The following is a 12,279-nucleotide window of genomic DNA, read 5'->3' on the forward strand; positions in this document are numbered from 1 at the left end:
CGCTTCGTCATTCTTCGTTTGTGGTGCGGTCCTTGTCGTGGCTGCTGTTGTTCGCCTGGCTGGGTGCCGCGCCGCTCGCCCTCGGGCAGGCCACGGATCCGGCCCCGGATCCCGCCAAGCAGCTGGTCCAGGCCGAAAAAGCGCTCCGCGCCACCAGCGACGCGCTGGAAGATGCGGGCACCACGGAAACCCTGAAAGCGCTGTCCGACCGCGCCTTGGCCGTCCAGCGTGATGCCGACGGCCTGCAGAGCGCCCTCGACCCGCAGCTTCAGCAGGTGGATGCGCGGCTTGAGCAGCTTGGCCAGGTTGCCGAAGGCACCGTCGAGCCGCCGGAAGTGAGTCGGCAGCGCAAGGCGCTGAACCAGCAGAAGGCCGACATCACCGCGCAGATCGCCCGCGCCAAGCTCCTTTCCGTGGATGCCAGGCAACTGGGCGAACGCATCGAGAAGATGCGGGTCACCCAGTTCAGCGAACAGCTGAGCCGCAAGGTTGCCTCACCGCTGTCACCGTCGCTGTGGCGCAGCTTCGCCAAGGACGTGCCGGACGATGTGCATCGCCTGGTCATCCTCTACCGTCTTGGCGAAGACGCGGCCCGCAACGCCATTGCCAAGCATGGCTGGAACGCGCCCTTGATCGGGCTGGCGGTCGCACTGGTGATGTTCTTCCCGTTGCGGCTGTGGCTGCGCGTGCTGGGACGCCGCTTTGCCGCCTCCGAGCGCGCACCCGATGGACGCCTGCGCCGCTCTGGCCTGGCGGTGTGGCTGCTGCTGGTCGGCACGTTGTTGCCGGGGCTGGCGGCAGTGGCCCTGGTGGAATCGCTGGATGCGATCGGCGCGATCCCCCCGCGCCTGCAGCAGGTCGCCGAGACCTTCGAGGTGGCCACCTTCGTGGCGGCCTTCATCGCCGCGCTCAGTGCCTGCCTGCTGGTCCCCAAGCGGCCATCGTGGCGGCTGCTGCCGCTGGATGACAGCGCGGCGTTGCGGCTGCGCAAGTACGCCTGGGGCGCGGCCGGCCTGACCTGGCTGAGCATCATGCTGGTCGCCCTCGACCGCGCCGCCCGCACCAGCGAGGTGACCACGGTGGCCGCCGATGGGTTGATGGCCCTGACCTACCTGGGGCTGATCATCGCGATCCTGACCTCGCTGGCGCGCATGCATAACCGCCAGGCGGCCGAAGCCGCCGAAGCCGAAGCACGGGCCGACCCCCGCGCCGGTGGCGATGGCAAGGTGCGGGGGGCGCCACGCCGCAGTGGCTGGATCGTGCTGGCGCGTCTGGTCGGCCACATCGCCGTGGCCGCGGCGGTGATCGCCACCCTGTTGGGGTACCTCAACTTCGCGCTGTTCGTGGCCCAGCAGCTGGTCTGGGTCGCGGTCGTGTTCATGGCCGTCTCGTTGCTGCTCAAGTTTGCCGATGACCTGGCCACCTGGGCGCTCGCGCCCAGCAGCCGTGCCGGGCAGACCATCGTGTTGACCACCGGGCTCAGTGAGTCGCGGGTGGAGCAGGCCGGTGTGCTGCTCTCGGCGGTGCTGCGGGTCGCGGTGATCCTGCTGGGCGTGCTGATGCTGGCCGCGCCATTCGGCAACCTCAACGCCTTCCTGGGTGGGCTGGATTCGTTGTCCGGCGGCCTGAAGATCGGTGAGACCACGCTCAGGCCGGGGGGCGTGCTGTATGCGGTGCTGGTGTTCCTGGTGGTGTGGGCGGTGATGCAGACCTTCCAGCGCTGGCTGAGCGACACCTACCTGCCCAAGACCGAGCTCGATGCCGGTGCGCGCAACTCGATCAGCACCGTCACCCGCTATCTCGGCATCATCGCCGCGGTGCTGTGGGGCGTCACCGCGCTGGGGATTGGGCTGGAGAAGCTGGCACTGGTGGTCAGCGCGCTGTCGGTGGGTATCGGTTTCGGTCTGCAGGCGATCACCCAGAATTTCGTCTCGGGCCTGATCCTGCTGGCCGAGCGGCCGGTGAAGATCGGCGACTGGGTCAAGCTGGGCGACCAGGAAGGCGACATCAAGCGGATCAGCGTGCGCTCGACCGAGATCCAGGTCGGCGACAAGTCCACCTTGATCGTGCCCAATTCCGAGCTGATCACCAAGACCATCCGCAACATGACGATGGGCAACGCGCAGGGCCGGATCCAGATCCAGTTCTCGGTGCCGTTGAACACGGACGTGGCCGCATTGCGGCAGATCCTGCTGGATGCCTACACCGATCACCCGGGCGTGCTGAGCGACCCGGCACCGTCGGTGTTCATCGACTCGATCGCCAATGGGCAGATCGCGATCAACAGTTTCGCCTATGTGTCCGGCCCGCGGGCGGTGTACGGCGCCCGCAGCGAGCTGTACTTCACGGTGCTGCAGAAGTTTGCGGCGGCCGGGATCGCGTTGTCCTCGCCAACCGATATCCATCTCGTGCGTGATCCGGCGGCGCCTGACCCGCACGCGTAAGCGCAACCGACGATGGACGGATACCGACCGTCGACAGCCCCCGATGTCGGCCGGGGGTGCCGGATCAGCCGCGGTTGCCGCGGCGCGACGGCACCAGCGCGAAGGTATCCACGGCGAGCTTCTCGGCGTGGTTCAACCAGGCGCGCACTTCCAGATCATCGACCTCGTGGTCCAGACCAAAGCTCAGGTTGACGCGGCCGTCGGCATCGGGCTGTACCCACTGCTGGGCGACCACCACCTTGCGTTGCGAGGACACCGCTTCGATCCAGAAACCGCGGTCCGGTGACTGCTTGGTCACCAATTGCACCATGTACTGACCGGCGCGGGTGCGGCGGCCTTTGTGGGTGATCATGTGCGCCTGGCGGATGCTCGGGCGCGGGCCGTTGAACGGATCCAGCGGGCCGTCCACCGCCACGCCACCGCGCAGCTGGTCATCGCGGAACAGCTTGATGCCCTTGTCCTGGTTGACCAGCATCGCGCACCAGTCGCCATCGGCCGAGCCGTCTTCGAATGCGGTGCAGCGATCCACGTAGGCCAGCGTATTGGACGGGTCTGCCAGATCGAACTGCTTGGAGGTGTTCTCCAGGTAGACCGATTTCAGGTCCCAGTGCTTGTCGTACTCCAGCAGCACCGGCGGCTGCACATGCTGCAGGCCGATCACCACCTGGTTGTCGTCATCGATGCGCAGCTGTCGGGTCTTGTCGCCCAGCCACAGCGAGCGCGAGAACGCCAGGTACCGCGGATAGTCCTTGCCGTTGTCACGGAACACGGCGGCACTGGCACTGTCCGAGCGCTCCGGATGCAGCAGCGAGCGGCCGAAGCCGATCGAATCGATGGCCGGATCGATCAGGCTCAACAGGGTGGCACCCGAATCCAGCGTCGAACCGGCCGGCGCGGTCAGCTGGCGCGGGGCGATGTCCTTGCCCAGGAACAGCAGCAGGTTCTCGCGGTCCTGCTTGGCCAGGATGTGGCTGAGATCGTTCGGCATGGCCAGGTGATCGGAGGCGATCACGATCAAGGTGTCTTCGCCATACGGGCTGGCCTGGATGCGGTCGACCAGCTTGGCGATCAGCCCGTCGGTGCACTTGAGCGCATTGAGCATGCCGATGTTGCCATGCTCGCTCTTGTAGCGGGTGCCCTTGCAGGCTACCGGCAGGTGACCCGCAGGATGATGGGTGTCCATGGTCAGCGTGGTGAGCATGAACGGCTCGCCCTTGCGCGAGAGCTGCACGAAACGGTCGTAGGCTTTGTCCAGCAGCACATCGTCATGCAAGCCCCACGGCGAGAAATGCGCGCGGGTGATCTTCTGCTGCTTGAACCAGGCCAGGTCGTCAACGGTATCGAAGCCATGCGTGGCCAGGAACTGGCCCTTGCCGGCGAACTGGCCGTTGGCCCCGCCCAGGTAGTGATTGGTGTAGCCCTGCTGCTTGAGGTAGTCGCCCAGGCAGACCGCTTCGGGCAGGAAGCTGCCCATCCGGCCCATGCTGTTTTCGTCTTCCTTGGCGGTCGTCAGCGGCACACCGCACATCGAGGAGACCAGGCCGGCGATGGTCCAGCCACCGCCTTCGGCCGACACCAGCCCGCGCACGTCCAGCGACTGCGCGGCCAGCCGGTTGATGTTGGGCATCAGGTCCGGGAAGGTTTCTTCATTGAGATAGGTGCGCTCCAGGCTTTCGCCGTAGATCCACACGATGTTGCGCGGCTTGGTCAGCGGCTGCGTCGGCACGCGGTATTCGGCCTTGACCATGCTGTAGTCCACCGGGCGCATCTGCTGGTACAGACGCTGGGCATCGCTGTACAGCGGGCTCACCACGATGGCGACGAACCACATGGCCATGAAGCCGGCAAACACCGCCTTGCCATGCGCGGGGCGGCGCCGAGGACGCAGGCGCGCCAGCAGCAAGGGGGTGAGCGAGACCAGGGCCAGCGCGATGAAGCCGGCGATGTAGTGCTTGAAGTCGGCGACACCGGCGCCTTCCATGTCCGCGCCGAGGTGGTACAGCGTGGCGGCATTGAGACCGTCACCGGACAACTTGTTGATCAACCACCACGCACTGAGGGTCAGCAGCAGCAATGACATGAGGCTTGCCTTCCACCACACCCACTTGTCAGATGCGAGGAACAGCCAGGCGAGCAGCAACAGTGACAGCAGCAGGATCCAGAGCATAAGCACTTTTGGCAGTGGAGACAGGTGGTGATGGACGCCATGACGACGTATGTCCCATCCGACCGGCTGTCCCAACCACACATGCATGACAAGCCGATGACTCGATCATGCCTGCACGAACCTGACTGAAATGTTTGTTGAAAACGACAACGAACATCCCGCTTCGCACTGCGATATGCGACGTAAAACGCGCGTGAAGAAGCGCGCGCGATGCTGCACTGCATCGCGCGTGCTCAGGGTCGGCTGAAGGCGTGACGTGCGTGCGAACGTGTTACCGGTGCCCGCGTTCTTCCTTGGAGCGTGCGCGACGATCAAAGATCAGCGCACTGAGGATGATGCCCAATCCGAGGACCACGCCGATCAACATCAAGGTGAATGCGATCGCCGGATAGCCGAACAGATGCCAGCCGGTATCGACCTTCATCATCATCGCCGCAGCGAGTATCAGTGCGGCGGTGACGATGCCGGCAGAGACGCGGTTGGCGATTTTCTGCAGGTTCTCCATCAGGCGTGATTCTTCCAGCCCGGTGACCTTCATCTGCAGGCGATTTTCGGCGAGCAGCGCGAGGATGTCGGTCATCTTGCGCGGCCCATCGCGCAGCAGCTGCTGCATCTCCATGGCCTCGCTGGCGAGATTGGCCGCAGACAGCGATTTCTTCAGGCGTGCACGCATCACGTGCTGCAGCTGTTTCTCCACGATGCGGCGGGTGTCCAGGTCCGGCGACAGCAGCCGGCACACGGTTTCCAGATTCAGCAGTGCCTTGCCGAGCAGGCTCAACTCCGGCGGGGTACGCAGGCCGCTGGCGGTGGCGATGCGCACCAGATCCAGCACCACGCGGCCCTCGGAGAAGCTGCTGTTGGCGGCATAGCGCGCGATGATCTGCCCGGTCTCACGCAGATAGCGCTCTTCATCGAAGAACTCCAGCCGCGTACTGATGCCGATGATCTCATCGGCGACTTCCTCGCCGCGACCATCCACTGCCGCGAACAGCAGTTTGAGCAGCCGCTCGCGCAGCCGCGGGGGCATGTGCGCGACCATGCCCAGGTCGAAGATCGCCAGGCGACCCGCCGGTGTCACACGCAGATTGCCCGGGTGCGGATCGGCATGGATTTCACCATGCACGAAGATCTGGTCGACATACCCGCGGATCAATGCAGCGGCGAGCGGGGCCATCGGCTGCTCGGTGCGGCGTACGTCGGGAATCATGTCCACGCGCACGCCCTGGGCCAGCTCCATGGTCAGCACGCGGTGGCTGCAGTAGTCCCAGACCGGCTGTGGCACCCACAGCGGCTTGAACGGCTTGAGGTGCTGCCCGAAGCGCTGCAGGTTCTCCGCTTCGGCCTGGTAGTCCAGCTCCTGCATCAGCGTTTTGGCAAACTCGTTGAGCCAGTCGCGCAGGCGCACGCGACGGCCCACCTGGGTGAGGTGGTCAGCGGCCAGCGCGAAGCTGCGCAGCACCTCCAGGTCCGAGCGCAGCTGTGCGGCGACCTCAGGCTTCTGTACTTTGACCGCCACCTGGCGGCCATCGTGCAGCTCCGCGCGGTGCACCTGGGCGATCGAGGCGCAGCCCAGTGGAACCGGGTCGAAGCTGGCGAACAGCTTGGAGACCGAGGCACCGAGCTCCTGTTCGATGATGGCCGAGATGCGCTCGACCGGGATCGGCGCGACCTTCTCCTGCATGCGCTCCAGCGCCGTGGCGAACTCCACCGGCACCATGTCCGGGCGGGTGGAAAGCATCTGGCCCAGTTTGACGAAGGTCGGCCCCAGTGACTCAAGATCCGTGACGAACTGCTCCGGATTGCCGTCCGGCGGCACATCGTGGACCGCGCGCGCGTCCAGGTTCATGCCGGAAAACACGCCGGAATTACGGTAGCGCAACAGCAGGCGCAGGATCTGGCTGCGGCGGTTCATGCCCTTGACCAGCGACGGCGAACCGGGGACGACGGGCGTGGTGTTCAAGCAGGACTCCGGGGCGACGATCACCGGCAGTGTGGCCGGGCGGCGGTGGTGGGATGGTGAATCCGCACCCGCTACCGCGCAAGGGCGCGGATCGGTCAGAATCGGCGCTCCCGCTTCCTCCTTTGGATCCACCATGGCCGGTGCCAGTCTGTTCGCGTTGCTCGATGATATTGCGTCCCTGCTGGATGACGTGGCGGTGCTGACCAAGGTCGCGGCCAAGAAAACCGCCGGCGTACTCGGCGACGACCTGGCGCTGAACGCCCAACAGGTGACCGGCGTGAGCGCCAACCGGGAGCTGCCGGTGGTCTGGGCGGTCGCCAAGGGCTCGCTGGTGAACAAGGCGATCCTGGTACCGGCCGCGCTGGCGATCAGCGCCTGGCTGCCCTGGGCGATCACCCCGCTGATGATGATCGGCGGTGCGTTCCTCTGCTACGAGGGTGTGGAGAAGCTGGCGCACCGCTTCCTGCACTCGCGCGATGAGGATGAACAGCGCAAGGCCGAACGGGTCAAGGCCCTGGCCGACGAGAAGGTGGACATGGTCGCGTGGGAGAAGGACAAGGTGAAGGGCGCGATCCGCACCGACTTCATCCTCTCGGCCGAGATCATCGTGTTGTCGCTGGGCGTAGTGTCCAGCGCTCCCTTCCTCAACCAGGTCACCGCCCTGGTGGTGATCGCGCTGGCGATGACGGTGTTCGTCTACGGCCTGGTCGCCGGCATCGTCAAACTCGACGATCTGGGTCTGTACCTGTCCAACAAGGGGGCTGCGCTGGCCGCGATCGGCCGGGGCCTGCTGGTGGCCGCACCGTGGTTGATGAAGTTCCTCTCGGTGGCTGGCACCGCGGCCATGTTCCTGGTCGGCGGCGGCATCCTGGTGCACAGCATCGCGCCGCTGCATCACGCCATTCTGGAGATGGGGGGCGATGGCAGCTGGGGCTGGTTGATCAACGCGCTGGGCAACGTGATCGTCGGCGTGGTGATCGGCGCGGTGGTGCTGGGCGTGGTCACCGCATTCCAGAAGCTGCGCGGAGCCAAGCCCGCGCACTGAGGCTCGGCCAGCTCAGGCCGATTCCCACCCGCGCAGGGCCTCCAGTTCGGCGCGGGCACGCGCCAGCCGGTGCCCGGAGAGCACATCGATCGCGCGCTGCAGCCGCGGTGAGCTCGGCGCGCGCCGCACCCAGCGCCGTGCAGCCACCATCGCGGCGATCATGGCCAAGGTTCCCGCACCCAGCGATACCAGCAGCCACGGCGCGGCGACGGCGCCCAGATCCACGCGCCAAGCCTGCCAGGCCACCAGCACCGGTACCGACAGCCACAGCCAGCACCACGGCAGGCCGAGCAGCAGCTCGGTCAGCGCGGTGTGCCAGCGCAGCGTGGCCAGGTGATGCGACTGCTCCAGCACCGTATGGGTGGGGTGCAGCTGTCGTCGGCGCTGCAGGCGGGTGATGCTGACGATGATGGCCGCGATGCAGTACGCGTGCAGCGACAGCGCACTGAGCATCACCGCCAGCGGCGGTTGCTGCCACCACTGGCTGCCGCAGTACACCGCCACGGCCAGCCACATCGCCAGCTGCAGCCACTGCCACAGGCTGAAGACACCCAACTGATGCTGCACGGCGCGCTGCCGATGGCTGCGCCATGCATCCAGCGCAAACGCTTCCTGCGCATCGGTGGCGTCGTTGCTGCGGTTCCACAGCTGCTTGAGTTCATCCGGTTGCATGGCGGTTCCCTCAGTCGGTGGGGTTCAAGCGGGTACGCAGCTGCTGGCGCACCCGGTGCAGGCGGGTGGAAACATTGGCGATGCTGATGCCCAGCACCTCGGCCATCTGCCGATGGTCGTGGTCGTCCAGGTGCAGCAGCATCAGGGCGCGGTCCAGCGGTGGCAGCGCGTGGATGGCGAACTCCAGCTGGCGCAGCGCGTGGCGCTGTTCGGGCGGGGCGGCGTCGTCCACCGCGGGCAGATCGTCGTCCAATGGTGCGTGGTGGCCCTGCCGGTGCTGCTGGCGACGCCATTGCGAGATCGCCACATTGAGCGCCACCCGGTACAGCCAGGTCGAGAAGCGTGCCCGCGACGGATCGAACGCCTCGAACGCGGCCCACGCCTGCACGCTGATCTCCTGGACCAGATCCAGTCGATCCTCCGGGTGGTGGCAGTAGCCACGCGCCACCTTCAACACAATGCCGCGGTGCTGCTCCAGCAGCGCGGCGAAGCGCGCGCGTGGATCGTGGGCGGCGCGGGGCAGGGTCATGTCCATACCCGGGTGATTCGCGCCAGGGCGCCGGATATCACAGCCACCGGATCAGCGCGCCGGCTCGGCAGCCTGCACGCGGTTCTTGCCGACGCGCTTGGCCGCATACAGCGCGGTATCGGCACGGCGCAACAGCGCGTCCGCCGCTTCGCCGGGCAGCCATTGCGCCAGACCGGCACTGAAATGCACCGGCACGCGTTGTTCGTCCAGCGGCAACGGCCGCTGTGCCAGCGAGCGCTGCAGCCGCAGCAGCGTGGACATGCTGTCCGCCGCCGGCGTTTCCGGCAGCAGCAGGATGAACTCGTCACCGCCCAGCCGTGCGATCGCATCGCTGCTGCGCAGGTGCAGCTGGCAGACCTCGACCAGATGGCGCAGCACCGCATCGCCGCCGGCGTGGCCGTACTGGGTGTTGGTCTGGTGGAAATTGTCCAGGTCGAGCAGCGCCAGTGCCAGCGGATGACCGTGGCGCGCCGCGCGTGCCATCTCACGCTCAAGCAGTTCATCCAGCCCGCGCCGGTTGAGCGCACCGGTCAACGGATCGGTGCGGACCAACCCGGAAACATCACGCAACTCCTGCTCCAGCTCGGCGATGCGCTGCTCGGCCTGCTCCACCTCGCGGCGTGCATTGCCCAGGTGGTCGCGTGCCTGCAACGCCTGTTCCTGCACCCGGCCGGTATCCACCAGCACGTCCTGCAGCAGCTGATTGAGATCGGCGATGCTGCGGGCTTCCTTCAGGGCCAGCGCATAGCTGCTGATGCGATCGTGGTATTCGCCGGTGCTGACCGCCATGCCATCCAGGCGCTCGATGAAGCCGCCCATGACGTTCTTCATCGCCGCTTTGGATTCCACGATCCCCTGCTTGAGCAGGCCCTGCTTGTAGATCACCTCGCGCAGGTTGGCGCGCGCCTGTTCCACCGAGTCGCGATCGAGCGGGCCGCCGATCAGCGAGCGCACCGCGTGCACCTGGCCGTGCAGCCAGCTGCTGTCATCGAGCAGCTCGCCGATGTTGTCCAGCAGCAGATCGAACAGGCTCAGCAGCAGCTCCTGCTGCTCCTGCCAGCCATCGCTGCGCACGCCGATCTGATGGGAGAGCTCGCGCAGCCGCACTTCGATCGGCTGCAGCGGTTGGCCGGGATGCCAGCGATGCACCTCGCCGGCAAGCTGCCCAGGCTCCTCGCGCAGCTCGGGCATGTTCTGCAGCAGGCTGGCCACGGTCACCCCGAGGGTGTGCCGCAGCAGCTCGCGCAGGCGCAGGCTGTCGGGCTGGCCGTCCGGCGTTTCCTGTTCGATGGTGCGGATGTACTTGTCGATCAGCTGGCGCATCGCGCGGCCGTAGCTGACCCAGTCGCCGCTGCGTTGCGCCGATTGCAGGCGCAGGCCCATGTCGCCCAGCTCGCCGGGCAGGGTGGACATGCCATTGGCAAACGCGGCCAGCAGGGGCTCGGGGCTGTCGATCCCGGCAAACAGGCGCTGCAGCATCGCGCTGCTGCCGCCCTTCAGGACCGGGGCCGGTTCACTGCGCGTCTCCACCGCGGTCCCCACGCTCTGCCGCCGCGACAGCAGCCGCCCGACAGCAGTGCCGGGGCCGGGGGGAGGGTCGTGCGGGTCCGTCATGCGGCAGGTCCTTGCAGGGCACGGCCGGGGGCCGGAGCGGTGGAGAGGTTGGAACAGTATCGGCGCAGTCCGGTCACGCTTGAACCGATCCTGCATGGCAGGATGGTAAGCACGAGCCAGGCAGGAGAGTGCGATGAAGGTGATGCTGGTGGGCGCGACCGGATTGGTCGGCAGCCACGTGTTGCGGCAGTTGCTGGAGGACCCGCGCTGCGATGCGGTGGTTGCGCCGACCCGACGCCCGGTGGGCATCACCGATCCCGCGCTGGTCAATCCAGTCGTGGACTTCGCGCAGCTGCCGGCCGAGGCCGAGTGGTGGGCCGTGGATGCCGTGATCTGCGCGCTGGGCACCACGATCAAGCAGGCCGGCAGCCAGGCGGCCTTCGCACGGGTCGACCATGACGCGCCGCTGGCGGTAGCGCGGCTGGCGCGGGCGCAAGGCGCGCATGCCTTCGCGTTGAACTCTGCGATGGGCGCCGATGCGGGCTCGCGGATTTTCTACAACCAGGTCAAAGGCCGGCTGGAGCAGGACCTGCGGGCACTGGGCTACCCCTCGCTGACCCTGGTCCGCCCGGGGCTGATCGGGGGCGAGCGTGCCGAGCGACGTACCGGCGAGCATCTGGCCAGCCTGGTGCTGGGCGTACTGGGCCCGGTCCTGCCGCGTGCCTGGCGGATCAACCCGGCCGGGATCATCGCGGCCGCGCTGGTCGAAGCAGCTCTGGCGCCGACGCCGGGCGTGACCATCGTCGGTTCGGTCGAGCTGGTGGAACGGTGAGCCGCTGACGGCCGGATGCGCGGCTCCCCGGCCACTGCGCTACCCTTTCTGCCCCTCAAGCGGTCCCTGCCATGTCCGTCGACAAGAACCAACGCGATCTCGAAGCTGGTATCCACACCGATCTGGAGGGGCGGCTGACCTACGGCGGTTACCTGCGCCTGGATCAGCTGCTGTCGGCCCAGCAGCCGCTGTCCAACCCGCCGCACCATGACGAAATGCTGTTCATCATCCAGCACCAGACCTCGGAGCTGTGGCTCAAGCTGTTGGCGCACGAGCTGCGCGCGGCGATCGGCTTTCTGCAGCGCGATGAGGTCTGGCAGTGCCGCAAGGTACTGGCGCGCAGCAAGCAGGTGCTGCGCCAGCTGACCGAGCAGTGGTCGGTGCTGGAGACGCTGACCCCCTCGGAGTACATGGGCTTCCGCGATGTGCTGGGTCCGTCCTCGGGCTTCCAATCGCTGCAGTACCGCTACATCGAGTTCCTGCTGGGCAACAAGAACGCGCAGATGCTGCAGGTGTTCTCGCACGATCCGGCCGGCCAGGCCCAACTGCAGGAGGTGCTTGATGCCCCCAGCCTGTACGAGGAGTTCCTGCGCTATCTGGCCCGCTTCGGCCATCCGGTCCCGGCCGGCTATCAGGGCCGCGACTGGCAGCAGCCGCACGTGGCCGACGATGCGCTGCACCCGGTGTTCGAGCGGATCTACCAGAACACCGACCGCTTCTGGCGCGAGTATTCGCTGTGCGAAGACCTGGTCGATCTGGAGACCGCCTTCCAGCTGTGGCGCTTCCGCCACATGCGCACCGTGATGCGGGTGATCGGGTTCAAGCGCGGCACCGGCGGCTCCAGCGGGGTCGGGTTCCTGCGCCAGGCGCTGGAGCTGACCTTCTTCCCGGAACTGTTCCAGGTGCGCACCACGATCCGCAACGACGACCCGATGCCGCCGGACGCGTAACCGATCACGGGCGCCAATAAGCCTATTCATATTTGGCGCCTCCATTACCCGTATCGCGCGGCAAGCCCCGCCATTGCTGCGCTGGCGGTTTCACCCCGGCAGTTTCAGATGCAAGTTCAGCGACCG

At 66.8% G+C, this 12,279-nt stretch carries 8 protein-coding genes and 1 pseudogene; 4 read left to right on the top strand and 5 right to left on the bottom strand.

The annotated features are described in order from the left end of the window. The first annotated feature begins 32 nt into the window (after positions 1 to 32). On the top strand, positions 33 to 2,444 hold the full coding sequence (locus ABE464_RS13260; protein WP_346472346.1) for a DUF3772 domain-containing protein: 2,412 nt from the start codon (positions 33 to 35) through the stop codon (positions 2,442 to 2,444). Positions 2,445 to 2,508: 64 nt separating this feature from the next. On the opposite strand, the gene ABE464_RS13265 is transcribed toward ABE464_RS13260, so the two are convergent. Next, complete coding sequence (locus tag ABE464_RS13265) at positions 2,509 to 4,611, bottom strand: phosphoglycerol transferase I (protein WP_346472347.1); 2,103 nt, start codon at positions 4,609 to 4,611, stop codon at positions 2,509 to 2,511. A 271-nt stretch (positions 4,612 to 4,882) separates the two neighbouring features. Beyond that, positions 4,883 to 6,538: pseudogene (locus ABE464_RS13270) on the bottom strand (AarF/UbiB family protein); the annotation flags it as partial. 166 nt (positions 6,539 to 6,704) lie between these two features. Here ABE464_RS13270 and ABE464_RS13275 point away from each other — a divergent pair. Beyond that, on the top strand, positions 6,705 to 7,616 hold the full coding sequence (locus ABE464_RS13275) for a DUF808 domain-containing protein (protein ID WP_346472348.1): 912 nt from the start codon (positions 6,705 to 6,707) through the stop codon (positions 7,614 to 7,616). Positions 7,617 to 7,628: 12 nt separating this feature from the next. Here the strand turns inward: ABE464_RS13275 and ABE464_RS13280 are convergent, their stop codons facing one another. From ABE464_RS13280 to ABE464_RS13290, 3 genes are read right to left on the bottom strand one after another with little or no spacing between them, the layout of a single operon-like run. Next, positions 7,629 to 8,288: a hypothetical protein gene (locus tag ABE464_RS13280; protein WP_346472349.1), complete on the bottom strand. Its 660-nt coding sequence runs from the start codon at positions 8,286 to 8,288 to the stop codon at positions 7,629 to 7,631. Positions 8,289 to 8,298: 10 nt separating this feature from the next. Next, positions 8,299 to 8,823, bottom strand: a complete 525-nt coding sequence (locus tag ABE464_RS13285; protein ID WP_346472350.1) for a sigma-70 family RNA polymerase sigma factor — start codon at positions 8,821 to 8,823, stop codon at positions 8,299 to 8,301. 45 nt (positions 8,824 to 8,868) lie between these two features. After that, positions 8,869 to 10,431: a GGDEF domain-containing protein gene (locus tag ABE464_RS13290; RefSeq protein ID WP_346472351.1), complete on the bottom strand. Its 1,563-nt coding sequence runs from the start codon at positions 10,429 to 10,431 to the stop codon at positions 8,869 to 8,871. Between the two features lie 133 nt (positions 10,432 to 10,564). Between ABE464_RS13290 and ABE464_RS13295 the strand changes: the two genes are divergently transcribed. Both ABE464_RS13295 and ABE464_RS13300 read left to right on the top strand, forming a co-directional pair. Beyond that, positions 10,565 to 11,203, top strand: a complete 639-nt coding sequence (locus ABE464_RS13295; protein WP_346472352.1) for an NAD-dependent epimerase/dehydratase family protein — start codon at positions 10,565 to 10,567, stop codon at positions 11,201 to 11,203. Between the two features lie 71 nt (positions 11,204 to 11,274). Further along, positions 11,275 to 12,153 carry a tryptophan 2,3-dioxygenase family protein gene (locus ABE464_RS13300; protein WP_019185279.1) on the top strand — a complete coding sequence of 293 codons (879 nt, stop codon included), beginning with the start codon at positions 11,275 to 11,277 and terminating at the stop codon, positions 12,151 to 12,153. Positions 12,154 to 12,279: the final 126 nt, after the last annotated feature.

This window comes from Stenotrophomonas sp. TWI587 (genome assembly GCF_039674145.1).
Lineage (GTDB): Bacteria > Pseudomonadota > Gammaproteobacteria > Xanthomonadales > Xanthomonadaceae > Stenotrophomonas > Stenotrophomonas maltophilia_AY.

What these genes read in the sequence shown, in the direction of transcription:
- ABE464_RS13275 (WP_346472348.1), top strand. Translation starts at nt 6,705, where the DNA reads ATGGCCGGTGCCAGTCTGTTCGCGTTGCTCGATGATATTGCGTCCCTG.
- ABE464_RS13280 (WP_346472349.1), bottom strand. Translation starts at nt 8,288, where the DNA reads ATGCAACCGGATGAACTCAAGCAGCTGTGGAACCGCAGCAACGACGCC.
- ABE464_RS13300 (WP_019185279.1), top strand. Translation starts at nt 11,275, where the DNA reads ATGTCCGTCGACAAGAACCAACGCGATCTCGAAGCTGGTATCCACACC.
- ABE464_RS13265 (WP_346472347.1), bottom strand. Translation starts at nt 4,611, where the DNA reads ATGCTCTGGATCCTGCTGCTGTCACTGTTGCTGCTCGCCTGGCTGTTC.
- ABE464_RS13295 (WP_346472352.1), top strand. Translation starts at nt 10,565, where the DNA reads ATGAAGGTGATGCTGGTGGGCGCGACCGGATTGGTCGGCAGCCACGTG.
- ABE464_RS13290 (WP_346472351.1), bottom strand. Translation starts at nt 10,431, where the DNA reads ATGACGGACCCGCACGACCCTCCCCCCGGCCCCGGCACTGCTGTCGGG.
- ABE464_RS13285 (WP_346472350.1), bottom strand. Translation starts at nt 8,823, where the DNA reads ATGGACATGACCCTGCCCCGCGCCGCCCACGATCCACGCGCGCGCTTC.